Source organism: Pseudomonas sp. Pseusp15, from assembly GCF_059492165.1.
In genome coordinates this window covers 2,091,210-2,108,903 of sequence record NZ_CP168523.1, presented here as the reverse complement: position 1 = coordinate 2,108,903, position 17,694 = coordinate 2,091,210, and the positions used below count along the sequence as shown (strand labels likewise).

Here is a 17,694-nt window from a genome sequence, read left to right as displayed (position 1 = left end):
ACTGTAGGAGCTGAGCTCCTACAGCGCGGATTATCGGTACACGTATTTGACGATGTAAGCGTACAGCTCGTTGTAGACGAAGTTCGGGACATAGCGGGCATGGGTCCGGGACTTATGCAACGCCACATGACATTCTTTGACCATTTCGTCCCGGTCGGTCATCGCGAAGACATGTTTGTCGATGATGCCGGAATAGACGCCGTGCGAAAAATGCGCGTTGAGTGTCGTCGAGTCGATCGCTCCGTTGGCGGCCTTTGTGTAGGTGCTCTGAGCGCGCAAGACACGGTCTTTCAAACCACCAAACCCACGCTCGTACAAGATGATTTGCGAGCCGCTGATCGCCTTTGCGGCTGTCTCGAAGGCCGGGATGATCGCTTGTGCATATCTCATGCTGGCCTCCAGCTTTGATGCCGGGAGAAATCTTTCCATTTCCTGATCTTCCAGGCTTTTCAGTGCTCTTTTGATGCTCGATACATGAGCGAACTCCTGATTGCAGGCGACGATGTGAGTTTCGAACTGGTAGCCGGCAGCCGTCGCCGTCGGTGGGAAAGCCGCGAAATCGATGCTGTCGAATGCACATTCCATGATGATGTTGTATTTGTTTTTAAACGCCTCGGTGAAGATCTTCGTGCTCACATCCCGGACAAAAGCCTCCGTATGTTCATAAGCGTGCAGGACACCGAGTTTGATCATTTCTGCGTATTGAGGGTGTTTTTTTCGGTATTCGGGCAAGTACAGCCGGACATAATTGGCATAGCGGTTGGTGGGCAAAAGGCTTTTTTCCAGCAGATAGGTTTTACCCGAGCCCTGTACCCCCGCGACAATCAGCATCTTGGGGAGTGTTTCGGCGGTGATGCCACTGAATAATGTGGTGGTGATTTCAGTGAACGCTGCGGTGACTTGTACTGGCGTGTAAGCGTAATTCGGTGCTACTGACATACCTTGATTTCCTTATCAAAGATTCGCTTGAAAGTGATTGCCTGCCCTTTGAATAAAGCGGTGTTTCGTTGTTTGTTCAAACGAGCGTGTCTTTCAAGATATGTCACTGTTTTACAAGGTAAAAACTCCTACAAACCAGAAGGAAATTGCGTCAGCTCAACGGACCACCAACGCGGCAGCAATTGCTTAACCTTACTCTCGCCAAACCGGTCGTCGATCAGCATCACCACCCCTTGATCCTCCCGTGTACGGATCACCCGCCCCGCCGCCTGCACCACTTTCTGCAGACCTGGAAACAGGTAGGTGTAGTCATAACCGGCACCGAAAATCGCCGCCATGCGCTGTTTCAGCTGTTCGTTGACCGGATTGAGTTGCGCCAGCCCCAGGGTGGCGATGAAGGCGCCAATCAAGCGGGCGCCGGGCAAATCGATGCCTTCACCGAACGCGCCACCCAGCACCGCAAAGCCGATGCCCTGCCCGTCGGCGGTGAACTGGTCGAGAAAGTCCTGACGCTGCGCTTCCCCCATGCCCCGGGACTGCGACCACAGCGTGATCTGCGGATACCGCTCGGCCAGCAACTGCGCCACTTGCTGCAAATAGTCGAAGCTGCTGAAAAACGCCAGGTAGTTGCCCGGACGCTGGCTGAACTGTTTGGCGATCAGCTCGACGATGGGCGCAAGGGAGGCCTGACGGTGAACGAACCGCGTGGAGATCTGGCTGACGATGTGCACTTGCAGCTGATCGGCGTGAAATGGCGATTCCACATCGATCCATACCGTGTTCGCCGGGGTACCCAGCAGGTCGGCGTAGTAATGCCGAGGGCTCAGGGTCGCGGAAAACAGCACCGTGCTGCGCGCTGCGGTCAGGCGCGGGCGGAGGAAACCGGCGGGTACCACATTGCGCAGGCACAGCTGCGACAGATTGCGCTTGCGCTCGAGGTCACGCTTGCTGATGTCGAACAGGAAATGCTCGTCGAACAGTTCAGCCACGCGACCGAATTGCAGCATGTCGAAGTAAAAATTCTGCAACCCGCTGTCCAGGCCCTGAGGATGATCATTCAGGTAGTCGCCGATGCTTGCGCAGCACAAGGACAAGGCCTGAAGCAGTTTTTCCGGGGCTTTGTCGTAGGCCTGATAGGGGCCGAGTTGCTGATCGTGCAAGGCATTCCATTCACGATTGACTCGCTGCAAGGATCTCTTCAACGACTCGGGCGCGGTTTTTCGTACGCCGTTCAAAGTCGCCTGGTCGAGGCTGGCGCTGTACATTTGCCGGCCGCGCTCCACCAGGTTGTGGGCTTCGTCCACCAGCACCGCAACGTTCCAGTTATTGGCCTGGGCCAACCCGAACAGCAACGCGCTGAAGTCGAAATAGTAGTTGTAGTCAGCGACCACCACGTCCGCCCAGCGGGCCATTTCCTGGCTCAAGTAATAAGGACAAACCTCGTGCTGCAGGGCAACCTCGCGCAAGGCACTTTGGTTCAACAGGCTCAATTGACTGGCGGCCTGACGCGCGTCCGACAGACGATCATAAAAACCCTGGGCCAACGGGCAGGATTCGCCATGACAGGCCTTGTCCGGGTGCTCGCAAGCCTTGTCCCGCGCGATCATCTCGAGCACTCGCAACGGCTGTGCATCGGCACTGTCGAGGATGACCTGAGCAGCGTCCAGCGCCAATTTGCGCCCCGGGGTTTTCGCCGTGAGGAAAAACACCTTGTCCAGTTGCTGCGGCGCCAGGGCCTTGAGCATCGGGAACAGCGTGCCAATGGTCTTGCCGATACCGGTCGGCGCCTGGGCCATCAGACAGCGGCCGGTGCTGACTGCCTTGAACACCGATTCGGCCAGATGCCGCTGGCCAGGGCGAAAATCGGCATGGGGAAAGCTCAGCTGTCGAGCCGCCAGATTGCGCCCTTCGCGATGGGCCATTTCCTGCTCGGCCCAGTGCAGGAACAACCCGCAGTGGTGCTCGAAGAACAGCTGCAAGTCGGCGGCGCTGAAGGTCTCGACCAGACAGGTTTCCTTCTCGCTGACGATGTCGAAGTACACCAGCGCCAGGTCGATCTGCGCCAAATCCAGTTTCTGGCACATCAACCAGCCATAGACTTTCGCCTGCGCCCAGTGCAACTGCCGGTGGTTGGCCGGTTGCTTGCTCAGGTCGCCCCGGTAGGTTTTGACTTCTTCGAGGCAGTTTTGCCCCGGATCGTAGCCATCCGCCCGGCCTTTCACGCTCAAGGTTCGATACTGGCCCTCAAGTGCGACCTCGTTCTGGTAACCCCCGCTGCGTCGTGACGCCACGGTGCGATGGCCGACAATGCCTTCCAGCGCGGTTGGCGACGGGGTGAAACGCAGGTCGAGGTCGCCGACCTTGGCGGTGAATTCACACAACGCCCGCACCGCAATGCTGTAGCTCAAGCGCCCTGCTCCACCCATTGCACGTAGCAAACGGCGATGGGCATCTGGTGCTCGTGACAGAACTCCAGCCAGCGCAATTGGTTGTCTTGCAGGCGATCGCCGGGGCCTTTGACTTCGATCATTCGGTAGGTTTTGTGTTGCGGCCAGAACTGGATCAAGTCCGGCATGCCGGCGCGGTTGGCCTTGATGTCGAGCAGCAGTCGATTGAACCAGTGCTTGAGGTGTTCGGCGGGCAGACAGTCGAGCGCCTGCTCCAGCAGTTCCTCGCTCAGCGCGCCCCAGAATACGAACGGCGACTGCACGCCCCACTTGGCGGTGTAACGCTCGCGGATGGTCTGGGCGTAACGCCCGTCATCGAGTTCGGCGAGGCAGGCCTGGAACAGATCCGCGCGCCGGGCATGAAAGTCTTCGTTGTGCAGGTCCGCCGGGCCGCGCTGGAATGGGTGAAAAAACGCCCCCGGCAACGGGGCGAAGATCGCCGGCCAGCACAGCAACCCGAACAGCGAGTTGATCAGGCTGTTCTCGACGTAATGCACCGGTGCCGACTCGTCCGCCAGATGCGCCTGAACGTAATACTCCACCGACAATGCCGGGTCGTGCCTGGGCAATTGCAGGTCCAGGCGCTGCATGGCCCGCGGGGCTGGCCGCTTGATCGGCGGCCCGCCCAGTTTGCGCCGCAGCCTGGGCAACACACGCAATAAATGCTGATGTTCGGTGGCGCTTTCCGGGGTTTGCTCGGCGTGGCTCGCCAAATCCAAGGCCAGTTGAAATTCACCACAGCGCTCCAGCACGCGAATCAGCCGCAGGCGTGCGCCGGGGTAGGTGCAATCGCGGTAGAGGCCCAGGGCGGTGGAAAAATCCGCCATGCGTTCGCAGTGCTGAGCGATCTGGAACAGCAGCTTGGCCCGACGTCTTTGCAGCCAGGGATTGGCGAGTTCCAGCCTGTTGATCTGCTCGACAACCGTCGCCACCTCTTCACCCGCCTCGAAATGCTGCTGACAGCTGTGCAGGAACAGGCAGGCGTCGACGTCTTCGCGGCTGCGCAAGCCTCGGGACTCGGCGCAAAACTCGACTTTTTCGTAGGTATAGATGCCCAGGTCAGCCAGAACGAATTCCGACCAATCCTGGTAAAGATTGCCGAAGAACATCAGGCGCAACCGATCGCACAGGCCCATGACGGTCAGGCTGAACAACCGGTCATCCAGTGCCGGGCACCACTGGGCAAAACTTTGCTCTTCAGGAAACTGCTCGCTCAGGGCCCGCAGCCAATCGCTCTTTTTGCCTTTCGGTTGATCGATGGCGTCGCCAAAACACTGGAGAATCTCGGCCTTGAGCAGCACCTCGAACACCTCCTCGACAGGCAGCGGCAACTGCTCGTCGATCCAGCCCAGGGCCAGGAGCGGCGCGGCGGCGCTGGCGATGTCGCCGATTTCGACGTAACTCAGTTTGCCGGCCCTGAAATGCACGCCCTTGCGCATCACCAATCTGACCAGCAAAGCCTGGGACTCGCGGGGCAGTCGATTGAAGTCGCGGATGAAGTCCAGCTCTTCGATGCTGAGTACATCGGCATAACGATGCTCAAGCCAATCAAGCACTTGCATGAAGTTGTTCAAGTAATAGAACGGGTCGTCGAGGGGATTTACAATCACGGGCAATCGGGCCATGGCAAGCGAATACTGGTTATGCGTACAGATACCAGCTATGCCCCACCCGGTGCAAACGGAAAAGGATAAGTGGCGACGCTATCGGGCAATTTTCGGGTGACCATCGAACTTTCTGCCATTCCATCGCACAAACCGCGTTAGAAGCACAGTGAGGATTGATCTCGAATGAGGCGTTCGCATTGTTTTTATTGAGTGATGGAGGTGTGTATGAATATCAAGACTCTGGGTTTGCCTCTGGCGGCAGCGGCCTTTCTGGCCCTGACCGGTTGCTCGACGCCAACGGTCGTGACCCTGCAGAACGGCACCCAGTATTTGACCAAGGACATGCCGAACACCAAGGGCAAGGATGGCTTCTTCGAGTTCGAAGATATTTCCGGGGCGAAACTGAAAGTCCGCGCCGATGACGTGGCCACGATTCGCAAGGAAGACTGATCCCCTGAGCGGGCCGCCCCTGTAGGAGCGAGGCTTGCCCGCGAAGAGCGATGACGCGTAATACCTGATAAACCGCGGTGCATTCTTCGCGGGCAAGCCTCGCTCCTACAGGGTGTTGGCTTTAAAGCGCTTGCGCGATCGCCTTGCCGACCTCCTGAGTCGAGCCCCGCCCGCCCAGGTCCGGGGTGATTGGCCCTTCTGCAATCACCCGTTCGATCGCCTGCAGAATCCCGTCGTGTGCGGCGCGATAACGCTCATCGCCATTGCCCAGAAAATCCAGCATCAACGCACCGGACCAGATCATCGCGATCGGGTTGGCGATGTTGCGCCCGTAGATGTCCGGGGCCGAGCCGTGCACCGGTTCGAACAGCGATGGAAAACGCCGCTCGGGATCGAGGTTGGCCGACGGCGCAATGCCGATGGTGCCGGCGCAGGCAGGTCCCAGGTCGGACAGAATGTCGCCGAACAGGTTCGACGCCACCACCACGTCGAACCGGTCCGGTTGCAGTACAAAACGCGCGCACAGGATGTCGATGTGCTGTTTGTCCCAAGTGATGTCCGGGTACTGCGCGGCCATCAATGCCGTGCGTTCGTCCCAGTACGGCATGCTGATGGAAATCCCGTTGGACTTGGTTGCCGCCGTCAGGCGTTTGCGCGGTCGGGTCTGGGCCAGGTCGAAGGCGAACTTGAGAATCCGGTCCACGCCGCGCCGGGTGAACACCGACTCTTGCAGCACGAACTCATGTTCGGTGCCTTCGAACATCTTGCCGCCGACCGAGGAGTACTCGCCCTCGGTGTTCTCGCGGATCACTACGAAATCGATGTCCCCCGGTTTGCGCCCGGCCAGCGGGCACGGCACGCCGGGAAACAGACGTACCGGGCGAATGTTCACGTATTGGTCGAAGTCGCGACGAAACTTCAGCAGTGAGCCCCACAAAGAAATGTGGTCTGGCACCTTGTCCGGCCAGCCGACGGCGCCAAAGTAGATCGCATCGAACCCCTTGAGCTGGTCGAACCAATCGTCGGGCATCATTTGCCCGTGTTCCAGGTAGTAATCGCAGTGAGCCCAGTCGAGCACTTCGATGCTCAGCTCCAACTGCCACTTCTTCGCGGCTTGCTCCAGTACCCGCAACCCTTCCGGCAGGACTTCCTTGCCGATGCCATCGCCGGCAATCGCGGCGATTCTGAATGTCTTGCTCATCAATCGTGCCCCCGTGTCCGTTAATTACAGCCCGCCGATGTGGAAAGCTTTGACTTCAAGGTATTCATCCAGCCCGTACTTGCTGCCTTCACGGCCCAGCCCAGACTGCTTGATGCCGCCGAACGGCGCGACTTCCATGGAAATGAGCCCGGTGTTGAGGCCGACCATGCCGAACTCCAGCGCCTCGCCAAACCGCCAGGACCGGCGTAAATCCTGAGTGAAATAGTAGGCACCCAGACCAAAAGGCGTGGCATTGGCCAACGCAAGCGCTTCGGCCTCAGAGGTAAACCGCATCAACGGCGCCACCGGGCCGAAGGTTTCTTCGTTGGCCAGCAACATGTCGGCGTGGGTGTCGCCAAGGACGGTCGGCTGAACGAACTGGTTGTCACCCTCGGGAATGCCGCCGCAGAGCAAACGCGCGCCCTGGCTCAGGGCATCGTCGATGTGCCGGGCGACCTTGCTCACCGCCGCCGGGTTGATCAGCGGGCCGATGGTCACGTCGGCGTCCAGGCCATTGCCGACCTTGAGTTTGCCCACCTCCTCCACCAGTCGCTGGGCGAAACGTTCGTAGATGCCATCCTGCACCAGAATGCGGTTGGCGCAGACGCAGGTCTGCCCGGCGTTGCGAAATTTGCTGAGCATGATCCCGGCTACCGCCTGCTCCAGGTCGGCGTCGTCGAACACAATGAACGGCGCGTTGCCGCCCAGTTCCAGGCTCAAGCGCTTGATGTGCTCAGCGCTCTGACGCATCAGCAGCCGACCGACCGCAGTGGAGCCGGTGAAGGATATCTTGCGCACCGTCGGATTGCCGGTCAGTTCTTCGCCGATGCCGGCGGGCATGCCGGTCAGCACGTTGAACACCCCGGCCGGAATGCCGACGCGTTCGGCGAGTACCGCCAGGGCCAGGGCCGACAGCGGGGTCAAGTCCGAGGGTTTGACGATGATCGGGCACCCGGCGGCCAGGGCCGGCGCGCACTTGCGGGTGATCATCGCGTTGGGGAAATTCCACGGGGTGATCGCGGCACACACGCCGACCGGTTGCTTGAGGGTCAGCAGGCGGCGGTCGCCGCTGGGGGCCGGTATGGTTTCGCCATAAACCCGGCGGGCCTCTTCGGCGAACCATTTGACGAACCCGGCACCGTAGCGGATTTCACCCTTGGCTTCGTTCAGAGGTTTGCCCTGCTCGCAGGTCATGATCAAGGCGAGGTCGTCGAGGTTGTCGATCATCGCCTGATACCAGCGCTCCAGCAGCGCCGCCCGTTCTGCTGCCGGGCGTGTGCGCCACGCGGGCCAGGCCCGCTCGGCGGCTTCGATGGCGCGTCGGGTTTCTGCGCCCTGCATGGCCGGCACCCGGGCAAGCAACTGGCCGGTGGCCGGGTCGATGACGTCCAGGGTCGCGGCGTTATCGGCGCCGATCCACTGCCCGTCCACATAAGCGAGTTCTGCCAGAAGGCTGGGGTCTTTCAAACGATTCTTGAGCATGGTCGAGTCCTGATCCGAGACATTTCCAGTCTAGGGAGGTGCCACGGATAAGGATGCTGAAAGCGTTTGATGGGCAGTGTTGGATGCTGAAATTCGCGGTGGGACGGCAGGCTCTACCGGCAAGCAGAAATCAAAAGATCTTGACGATCTCAAAGTTTCAGGGAGCCCAGCAATCCCTCCAGAAACCGCTCCCCAGCCTGCATCTGGCTGATCTCGATGAACTCGTCCGGCTTGTGCGCCTGTTCGATCGAGCCCGGGCCGCAGACCACCACCGGTACATCCAGACGCTGCTTGAACAACCCGCCCTCGGTGCCGAACGAGACTTTGGCGGTGCCGGTGTCCGGCGCGGCGAAGTTTTTCAGGAAGCGCACCGCTTCAACGCTCGGATGGGTATCGAGGCCCGGATAGACGTTGAGGGTTTCGATCTCGATGTCTGCCACGCTGGACAGCTTTTTCGCCTCGCGCACGATCACTTCGGCACGCTCGCGCATCTGCTCCAGGAACTGATCCAGATCGTCCGCCGGCAAGTTACGTACCTCGAAATCCAGGGTGCACAGGTTCGGCACGATGTTCAGCGCCTTGCCGCCGACAATCTGCCCGACGTGCACGGTGCTGTAAGGCACGTCGTAATCGGCATCCTGTGCGCCCTGCTCTTGCAGTTGCTGCTGGCTCTGACGCAGAGCCGCGATGAAATCGCAGGCCACGTGAATCGCATTGACCGAACGCGGCGCCAACGAGGAATGCGCTTCCAGGCCACGGCAATAAGTGCGGTAAGACCCCTTGCCCTTGTGCCCCAGCACGAACTGCATGTTGGTCGGCTCACCGATCAGGCACAAAAACGGCCGTACCGGCGCCAGGTGCAGCACGTCGAGTAACCGTCGTACACCGACGCAGCCGGTTTCTTCGTCATGGGACAAGGCGATTTGCAGCGGTCGGCTCAACGAATGGTCGGCGGCATCGAGCATGGCGTCGATGGCCAACGCGATAAACCCCTTCATGTCGCAACTGCCACGCCCGTAGATCCGCCCGTCCTGCACCGTCGCCTCAAACGCCGGCAAGGTCCAGGCCTGCCCCGCCGCCGGTACTACGTCGGTGTGGCCGGACAACAGAATGCCCGGTAACTCTTTAGGGCCGGTGCTGGCGAACAGGTTGGCCTTTTTACCCGTTTCGTCCTTGACGATCAGTGACTCGATGCCCTTGGTCAGCAGCAAGTCGCGTACGTACTCGATCAGGGCCATGTTCGACTCCGAAGACACGGTGTCGAAGGCCATCAGGCGTTTGAGAATATCCAGTACACGGGGTTTCATGAGGCCCTGCTCCTTTGCTCGGTTGTCCGTTGCTCGGCTGAAGGGGTGAACCGGCGGATCGAGAACGGCTCAATCGAAGTGCTGGTGCTGCCGGTGCTGATCAATTCAGCCATGACGTCGCCGACGCCTGGGCCGAGCTGGAAGCCATGACCGCAGAAGCCGAACGCGTAATACAAACCGTCAACGTTGCCGCTGGGGCCCATCACCGGCAGGGAATCGGGCAAGTAGCCTTCAATGCCGCTCCACACGCGGATGATGTTCAGGTTGCCGACGCCTGGCAGCAGGCGACGCATCTGGTCCATCTGATTGAGAATGCTGCGCGGCTCGACATAGGCGCGGCGGTTGAGCATGTCCGGTTTGCTGCGGTAGCCGCCACCGATGATGATGTTGCCGCGCGGGATCTGGCGGAAGTAGATCACTTCTTCGGGGATCTTGGTGTACACGCCGATCACCGTTGGCAAGGCGTACGGCACCGGTTCGGTCACGGCCATTTGTGGGCCGTTGGTATCCAGCGGCACCGGTTCGCCGAACTGCGCCGAGAGTTTCTGGCCCCAGGCGCCGGCGGTGATCAGCAAGCGCTCGGCGCCGAACTGGCGACCGTCGGTGGTGGTCACCGTGAACTCGCCGGCAATTTTCTGCACTTCAGCGACTTCAGTCTGTTCCTCGATCCGCGCCCCGAGGCGGCGGGCAGCCCGGGCAAATGCCGGCGCGGCCAAGCGCGGGTTAGCATGGCCATCGTGAGGCGCATAGGAGCCGCCCTTCACGTCCGGCCCGAGAAACGGAAAGCGCTGGTGCAGCTCGGCGCCACGATAGATTTTCAAATCCAGCTGCGCCGCCTCGGGTGCTGCCGCATAGGCTTCCAGTTCAGGGATTTCATCCTCGCGGTAACACACGCGCATGTGCCCGCTGGCAATGAATTCGAGGTCGTCGTCGATCAGCTCTGGCAAGCGTTTCCACAGCGCCCAGGAACGGTTGGCCAATTCCAGTTGACCGAGGAAGCGTCCCTGACGCCGGACGTTGCCGAAGTTCACGCCGCTGGCGTACTGACCAATCTGGTCGCGCTCCAGCAGAATCACCGACTGCCCGCGCTGGCGCAGGAAAAACGCCGCCGCCGAGCCCATCAGGCCGCCGCCAACAATCACTACATCGGCTTTGTGTAGCGTCATGGCGACACCTCCTCGGTGAGCATCGAAAGGGGTTTGACCGGTGCCTGTCCACGCTGCCGACCGACCTGTTGCACGCTGACGCCTGCCGCCGCCGCGATCACTTCGGCCCCGGCCTGGGAGCAATAACGCCCCTGGCAGCGGCCCATGCCGACCCGGCTGAAGGCCTTGGCCCGATTGACTTCACAGGCCCCCTTCTCGCTCACGGTACGGCGCAACTCGCCGGCGCTGATCATCTCGCAGCGACAGACGATGGCTGAGTCCGGCAAGGCTTTGGCTTGATCCGCCGGCCAGGGAAACGCCTGGGCCAGACCGAGGCGAAACTCATCCATCACCGCCAGCGCGTGGCGTTGTTCGTCACGCAAACCGGCGTTCACCGGTTGCTGCAGATCCTCCAGCAACGCCATCGCCGCCAGGCGCCCGGCGTGCTCGGCCGCATCGGCGCCGCGAATCTTCGAACCGTCCCCGGCGGCATACACACCGTTGACCGAGGTGCGGCCCTCTTCATCGACGGCCAGCCACCACTGGCTGGAGGCCTCATCGAAGCGCATGCGACAACCGACCAGATCGGCCAGTTGGGTTTCCGGGCGCAAGTGATAACCCAACGCCACAGCATCACAGTCCACCGTTAACGTCTCACCGCGCGCTGTACGCACTCGCACACCGCTGACGCCACTGGCCGCGTCGCCTTGCACCTGAAGCGGCGAAATCCCCAGATGCACCGGGATTTTCGCCCGGTACAACTGCGCCAGTAACTTCATCCCGGTGAACAGCAATCCCGGACGCGCCATCAGCTTCGGCACTGCCGCGATACGCTTGCTGAGGGGCGAAGTGTCGAGCACCGCCGCCACATTCGCGCCTGCTTTGACGTATTGGCTGGCGACCAGATACAGCAATGGCCCGCTGCCCATGAATACCACGCGGTGGCCGATGGACACCGCCTGGGACTTGAGCGCGATCTGCGCCCCGCCGAGGCTGTAAGTACCCGCCAGCTGCCAGCCTTCGATCGGCATCAAGCGGTCGGTGGCTCCGGTGCAGAGGATCAGCGCATCGTAATCCACCGTCGAGTGCTTGCCCTGGCTGACGCAGCACAATTGCCCCGGCGTCAGGTTCCACACCAGCGTGTCGGGGCGGTAGTCGATTTGCCCGCGCAATCGGTCGAAACTCTGGTGCAGATTCTTGGCCTTGGCCGCTTCGGTGCCATACAAGGTGGCGTAGTCCCGGGTAAAACCTTCGGGCTGGCGCCGGTAGATCTGCCCGCCATCCCGGCGATTCTCATCGATCAGGATCGGTTTCAAGCCAGCCGCCAGCAGCGTTTCGGCACAGCGAATGCCGGCCGGCCCGGCGCCGACAATAACCACTCGTTGAGCGCTCAGCCGTGCAGTGGCCATATTGCCTCCGGTTGTGTGGTGACGATGTCCAGCCCTTCGCGGACTTCATTGGAACAGGCGCGCAGGCGCTCGCCGCTGCGGGTCCAGACCCAGCAATCCTGGCAAGCGCCCATCAGGCAGAAACCGGCGCGGCGGCCCGAGTCGAATTCCGATTGGCGCAGCGCCGAGCCCTGGGTCAGCAACGCGACCATTAATGTGTCGCCCTGCAATGCCTCAATCGATGCGCCGTCTACCGTCAGCTTGACGGTCGGCCGGCCCTGCTCGGCCAGCCTCACAAAACGCCCTTTCATGCATAAGCTCCCAGGCTCATGGTGGATAACCCCTGCTGTGTTTTCAGCAACTCGGCACTGTCGTGATGACAAAGAATTTCGCTACCGCCGTCGATGATCCGCCGGTTCGGCGCGGTGCGATTGCACAGACCGTCGACCCGCACCGGGCAGCGACTGAGAAAGGTGCACAGCTCTGGCACATTGGCCTTGGCGCCAATCGGCGGCAGCGTGCCGCAGGTGGTGCCGCAGTTTTCCAGCCAGCCCTGACGCAGTTCCGGCACCGAATGGATCAACAGGTCGGTGTAGGGATGGAACGGTGCCTGGGCAAACGCCTGCCGGCTGCCGGCCTGAACCTTGTGGCCGCTGTACATCACCACAATGTCGTCGCACAGCGCGCGTACCGTGGAAATGTCATGGCTGATGAACAGATACGACACGCCCAGTTGCTGACGCAGGTCGCGCAGCAGTTCGAGAATCGCCGCGCCGACCACGGTGTCCAGCGCCGAGGTCACCTCGTCGCAGAGGATCAGGTCCGGTTTGGCCGCCAGGGCACGGGCCAGGTTGACCCGCTGTTTTTGCCCGCCGGAGAGCTCATTCGGACGGCGTTCGGCCATGGCGCGCGGCAAGCGCACCAGGTCCAGCAGTTCGCCGATACGCTCGCGCAGCGCGGCGCCCTTGAGGCCGAAGTACATTTTCAGCGGACGGCTCAGAATAGTGCTGACGCTGTGCATCGGGTTGAGCGCAGTGTCGGCATTCTGGAACACCATCTGAATCCGGCGGAACTGCTCATCGGTGCGCTCGGACAGGCTACCGCCCAGTGGCTGGCCATCGAAGGTCAGGCCGCCCAAGGCTGGCGTCAGCAACCCGGCCACCACCCGCGCCAGCGTCGACTTGCCGGAACCCGACTCACCGATCACGCCAATGGCCTGGCCCCGGCGCACGGTCAGGTCGATATCTTCCAGCACGCGAATCGACGGCATGCCTTGCAGGTTCTTGTTGCCGTAACCGGCGGTCAGCCCCTGAATCGTCAGCAATGGTGTTTCTTCGGCGATGCCACAAGGTGGGCGGATCGTCGTGTCCGGGCGGGCCGCCAGCAGCAGGCTGCGGGTGTATTCGTGGGCCGGGGCCTTGAGCAGCGGCGCGGTGGCGCTCTGCTCGAAAATCTGTCCGCCGTTGAGTACCACAATCTGATCGGCCATTTGCGCGACGACCGCCAAATCATGGGACACATAGACCGCCGTCGCCCCACGTTCGCGGACCACCCGCTTGAAAGCGCGCAGCACGTCGATCTGCGTCGTCACGTCGAGGGCGGTGGTCGGCTCGTCGAGCACCACCAGCAGCGGATCGCTGATCAGCGCCATGGCCGCCATTACCCGTTGCAACTGCCCGCCGGATACTTGGTGCGGGTAACGCTGGCCAATGTGATCGGGATCCGGCAAGGCCAGATCGCGGAACAGTTCGATGGCTTTGGCTTCCAGCACGGCCCGGCTACCCAGGCCGTGAATCAATGCGCCCTCCACCACTTGATCGATCAGTTTTTTCGCCGGGTTGAACGCAGCGGCGGCGCTCTGGGCAATGTACGACACCCGATTGCCGCGCAGGCCTTGCAGTTCGCTTTCGCTCAACGCCAGCATGTCGTGTTCGCCGACTTGCACCACGCCGGACGCCAATCGACAACCGCGTCGGGCATAGCCGAGCAACGCCAGCGCTATGGTGGTCTTGCCGGAGCCGGACTCACCGATCAACGCCAGCACTTCACCTTTGGCCAGGGAGAAGCTCACGCCTTTGACGATCTCCACTTCGCCACGCTCGCCGCAAGCGACCACGCGCAGGTCTTCGACTCGAATCAAATCACTCATTTCAATGACCTCCCGTACGTCGACTACGCCGTGACGACAATCGGTCGATGAACAGATTCACGCCGATGGTCAGGGTGCCGATGGCCAGCGCCGGAATCACGATGGCTGGCGCGCCCTGATTGAGGCCGCCGATGTTCTCGCGCACCAGCGAACCGAGGTCGGCATCCGGCGGTTGCACACCGAGGCCAAGGAAGCTCATGCCACTGAGCAGCAGCACGATGAAGCCGAAGCGCAGCCCCAGATCGGTCAGCACCGGGTTGAGCATGTTCGGCAGGATTTCCACACAGGCGATGTACAACCGGCGCTCGCCACGGGTGCGGGCGACTTGCACGTATTCCAGCGCTTCGATGTTCACCGCCATGCTGCGGGCGATGCGGAACGCGCCTGGGGTGAAGCTCAGCACAGCGGTGCAAATCAGCAACAGCACCGAAGAACCGAACGCGGAGACCATGATCAACGCCAGCATCTTGCTCGGGATGGATATAAAGGCATCCATCAAACGGCTGATCACTTCGTCCAGCCATTTCGGCGACACCACCGACAGCAGCGCACATCCGGTCCCCAGCGTGCTGGCCAACACCGCTGAAATCAGCGCCAGACCTACGGTGAACCGCGCGCCGACGAGAATGCGGCTGAGCATGTCGCGGCCCAGGTAATCGGTGCCCAACGGGTAAGCCGCGCTGAGGCTGTCGAACACATTATCGGAGACCACTTCACCCACCGGGTGCGGCGCCAGCCACGGACCGAAGATAGCCACCAGCAGCCAGATCACACACATCGCCGCCCCGACCAGGCCAAGCCACGACGGTCCATGGGCGACCTTGCCCAATGCCAGCTCGGGCCCGGCAGGCGCCGATTTCGCCATGAGATCGTTCATTGGTTTCTCAGCCTCGGATTGGAAAGAATCGCGCACAGGTCGGCAATCAGCACCAACCCCAGGTACGCCGTACAAAACAGCATGGTGCAGGCCTGAACCAGCGCCATGTCACGGTTGGTCACGGCATCGACCATCAGGCTGGCGATGCCGGGGTAGTTGAAGATCGTCTCGACGATCACCACCCCGCCCAGCAGGTACGACAGGCTCAGGGCGATGGCATTGGCAATCGGCCCGATGGCGTTGGGCAAGGCATGGCGCAACACGATCCGTACCGGGCTCACGCCCTTGAGCCGGGCCATTTCCACATAGGCGCTGTCGAGCTGATCGATCACTGCCGCCCGGGTCATGCGCGCCATTTGCGCGACAATCACGCAGCACAGAGTCATCACCGGCAAGGCGTAGGTGCGCATGAATTGCCAAGGTGAGGTGATGTCGCTGGCATAGGACAGCGCCGACAGCCAGCCCAGGTTCACCGCAAAGATCAGCACTGCCAGGGTCGCCACCAGAAACTCCGGCACGGCGACCAGGGCCAGGGTGATGAAGCTGAGGACACTGTCCATGCGCCCGCCCCGGCCCATGGCCGAGCCGATGCCGATGATCAGCGCCACCGGCACCGACACCAGCGCCGTGACGGCCGCCAGCATCAGTGTGTTGGGCACCCGCCCGGCCATCAGCTCGCTGACCGGCAAGGCATTGGACACCGATTGCCCCATGTCGCCGCTCAGCAGGTTCATCAACCAATGCAGGTAACGCACCACACCGGGTTGATCCAGCCCCAGTTTCAGGCGCAAGGCCGCCACCTGTTCCGGCGTGGCGAATTGCCCGAGTGCCTGTTGCGCCGCGTCCCCCGGCAATACCGCCGTGATCGCAAACACGACCATAGACACGATCAACAAAGTCACGATCGCCGCGCCCAGGCGCCGGCCGATCAACCACAGTGTGTTGCTATTCATCGCCCTACCCTCATGCAATAGCCCCGCTGACGCCCGTGTGCGGCCGATCAGGCATCGAGCCAGACCTGTTCGGCGAACATGTAGCCCATGAAACCGCCGAGGGGGTTGCTGCCGTAGCCCTTGATGCGCTGGTCGACACCGTCGATGTTGCTAATGAACACCGGCACGCCGATGCCACAGTGTTCATGCACCAGGGCCTGCATGTCGGCGTACATCTTGCTGCGCTTGGCGTCGTCGGTTTCACCGCGGGCGAGCATCAGCAGTTGGTCGAACTGATCGTTCTTCCAGCCCGACTCGTTCCATGGCGCGCTGGACTGGAAGAACTGCGAGAACATCACGTCGGCGTTCGGCCGAGGGTTGATGTTGCCGAAGCTCAGCGGGTGCTTCATCCAGTGGTTGGACCAGTAGCCGTCGCTGGGCAGGCGGTTGACGTCGAGCTTGAGCCCGGCCTGTTTCGCCGATTGCTGCAACAGCACGGCGATGTCCACCGAACCGGTCGCGGCAGGCGATGCCACCAGCGGCATGCTGATGCTTTCCATGCCGGCCTTCTTCAGCAGGAATTTGGCTTTTTCCGGGTCGTAGGCCCGCTGCGGCAGGTCGGCGTTGTAGTAGCGCGAGCCAGGGGAAATCGGATGGTCGTTACCGACGACGGCAAAGCCACGGAACACCGCGGACTTCACTTGCTCACGGTCCAGCAAATACTTCATCGCCTGAGTGAATTCGGCGCTTTTACCCGGCATCTGGTCCTGACGGATGATCAGGTCGGTGTAGTTGCCCGACGGCGCATCGACGACCCGGTGTTTGGCGCTGGCCTTGATCCGTGTGGTCGAGCGTGGGTTGACCTCGTTGATCATGTGCACGTCGCCCGACAGCAGTGCGTTGACTCGTGACGGTTCGTCGGCAATCGCGATGAATTCGATCTCGTCCAGGTACGGCAGGCCCGGTTTCCAGTAGCCGGTGTTGCGCGCGGCAATCGAGCGTACGCCCGGTTTGAATTCCTTGACCGTGAACGGCCCGGTGCCGATGCCCTGGTTGAAGTCGGTGGTGCCTTCGGGAACGATCAACAAGTGCGACACGGCGAGGATCGACGGCAGCTCGGCGTTCGGCGCGCTCAGGCGGATCTGCACTTCGTGGGTGCCGGTGGCCTTGATCTCTTCGAACTGCGCCATCAGCGGCATGACCTTGGAACCGGTCAGCGGGTCTTTGTGGCGCGACAGCGAGAACACCACGTCGGCGGCGCTCAGGGTCTTGCCGTTGTGGAAGGTCACGTCCTTGCGCAGGGTGATGATCCACAGCGTCGCATCGGTGTTGTCGATGCGCTCGGCCAGTTCCAGTTGCGGCACCAGGTGGCTGTCGAAACGGGTCAGGCCGTTGTAGAACATGAAGTGACGCACGTAGTCGGTAGACAGCGCGCCCTTGGCCGGGTCCAGGGTGTCGGCGGTGGAGCTGGACATGCCGGCGACGCGAATCCGCCCGCCCGGCTTGCCTTTGCCCGGGGTCGCCGCTTCTTCGGCGAACAGTTTGCCGGCGGCGCCGAACAGGCTGCCGGCACCCGCTGCGGCAACACCCGCCACGCCGAGCATCTGCAAGGCGTGGCGGCGTGACATACCACGATTGAGGCCTTCGAATACCCGCAGGCTGTCCTGGCCGGAAATCAGTTTCGAGTCGATCTTGTTGTCAGTCATATCAGTTGTACCTGTCGAAAATCAGAAGATTCGAGTGCTCCGGTTGACCGGAACGTCCTGGAAA

14 protein-coding genes are annotated in these 17,694 nt (G+C 61.5%); 1 reads left to right on the top strand and 13 read right to left on the bottom strand.

What is annotated here, in order from left to right:
- Positions 1–30 precede the first annotated feature (30 nt).
- The 3 genes from ACEN8R_RS09480 to ACEN8R_RS09470 form a co-directional block, all read right to left on the bottom strand.
- Entirely contained in the window at positions 31–939 is a 909-nt protein-coding gene (locus tag ACEN8R_RS09480) for a zeta toxin family protein (RefSeq protein WP_495624790.1), read from the bottom strand.
- 128 nt (positions 940–1,067) lie between these two features.
- The gene (locus tag ACEN8R_RS09475) at positions 1,068–3,347 is read right to left on the bottom strand and encodes an ATP-dependent DNA helicase (RefSeq protein WP_495624789.1); all 2,280 of its coding nucleotides are present in this window, start codon (positions 3,345–3,347) and stop codon (positions 1,068–1,070) included.
- Complete coding sequence (locus ACEN8R_RS09470) at positions 3,344–5,011, bottom strand: VRR-NUC domain-containing protein (protein WP_495624788.1); 1,668 nt, start codon at positions 5,009–5,011, stop codon at positions 3,344–3,346. Before ACEN8R_RS09470 ends, ACEN8R_RS09475 begins: the two co-directional genes overlap by 4 nt.
- Before the next feature lie 207 nt (positions 5,012–5,218).
- On the opposite strand from ACEN8R_RS09470, the gene ACEN8R_RS09465 reads away from it, so the two are divergent.
- Complete coding sequence (locus ACEN8R_RS09465; protein ID WP_495624787.1) at positions 5,219–5,443, top strand: YgdI/YgdR family lipoprotein; 225 nt, start codon at positions 5,219–5,221, stop codon at positions 5,441–5,443.
- Positions 5,444–5,564: 121 nt separating this feature from the next.
- Here ACEN8R_RS09465 and ACEN8R_RS09460 read toward each other — a convergent pair whose 3' ends face one another.
- From ACEN8R_RS09460 to ACEN8R_RS09415, 10 genes are all read right to left on the bottom strand, one after another.
- Positions 5,565–6,644, bottom strand: coding sequence for a tartrate dehydrogenase (locus ACEN8R_RS09460; RefSeq protein WP_495624786.1), 1,080 nt, complete (start codon positions 6,642–6,644; stop codon positions 5,565–5,567).
- A gap of 24 nt (positions 6,645–6,668) precedes the next feature.
- On the bottom strand, positions 6,669–8,126 hold the full coding sequence (locus ACEN8R_RS09455) for an NAD-dependent succinate-semialdehyde dehydrogenase (protein WP_495624785.1): 1,458 nt from the start codon (positions 8,124–8,126) through the stop codon (positions 6,669–6,671).
- 149 nt (positions 8,127–8,275) lie between these two features.
- Entirely contained in the window at positions 8,276–9,433 is a 1,158-nt protein-coding gene (argE, locus tag ACEN8R_RS09450; RefSeq protein ID WP_019578987.1) for an acetylornithine deacetylase, read from the bottom strand.
- Positions 9,430–10,599, bottom strand: coding sequence for an NAD(P)/FAD-dependent oxidoreductase (locus ACEN8R_RS09445; RefSeq protein ID WP_018925979.1), 1,170 nt, complete (start codon positions 10,597–10,599; stop codon positions 9,430–9,432). Before ACEN8R_RS09445 ends, argE begins: the two co-directional genes overlap by 4 nt.
- Complete coding sequence (locus ACEN8R_RS09440) at positions 10,596–11,987, bottom strand: FAD/NAD(P)-dependent oxidoreductase (protein ID WP_495624784.1); 1,392 nt, start codon at positions 11,985–11,987, stop codon at positions 10,596–10,598. Before ACEN8R_RS09440 ends, ACEN8R_RS09445 begins: the two co-directional genes overlap by 4 nt.
- Complete coding sequence (locus ACEN8R_RS09435; RefSeq protein ID WP_495624783.1) at positions 11,969–12,277, bottom strand: (2Fe-2S)-binding protein; 309 nt, start codon at positions 12,275–12,277, stop codon at positions 11,969–11,971. Before ACEN8R_RS09435 ends, ACEN8R_RS09440 begins: the two co-directional genes overlap by 19 nt.
- A complete protein-coding gene (locus ACEN8R_RS09430) occupies positions 12,274–14,115 on the bottom strand; it encodes an ABC transporter ATP-binding protein (protein WP_064617983.1) in 1,842 nt (613 codons plus the stop codon). Before ACEN8R_RS09430 ends, ACEN8R_RS09435 begins: the two co-directional genes overlap by 4 nt.
- Position 14,116: 1 nt before the next feature.
- The gene (locus ACEN8R_RS09425; protein ID WP_018925983.1) at positions 14,117–14,992 is read right to left on the bottom strand and encodes an ABC transporter permease; all 876 of its coding nucleotides are present in this window, start codon (positions 14,990–14,992) and stop codon (positions 14,117–14,119) included.
- A complete protein-coding gene (locus ACEN8R_RS09420; RefSeq protein ID WP_018925984.1) occupies positions 14,989–15,945 on the bottom strand; it encodes an ABC transporter permease in 957 nt (318 codons plus the stop codon). The genes ACEN8R_RS09425 and ACEN8R_RS09420 overlap by 4 nt, the downstream gene beginning before the upstream one ends.
- Before the next feature lie 47 nt (positions 15,946–15,992).
- Positions 15,993–17,630, bottom strand: a complete 1,638-nt coding sequence (locus ACEN8R_RS09415) for an ABC transporter substrate-binding protein (RefSeq protein ID WP_064617986.1) — start codon at positions 17,628–17,630, stop codon at positions 15,993–15,995.
- Positions 17,631–17,694 lie beyond the last annotated feature (64 nt).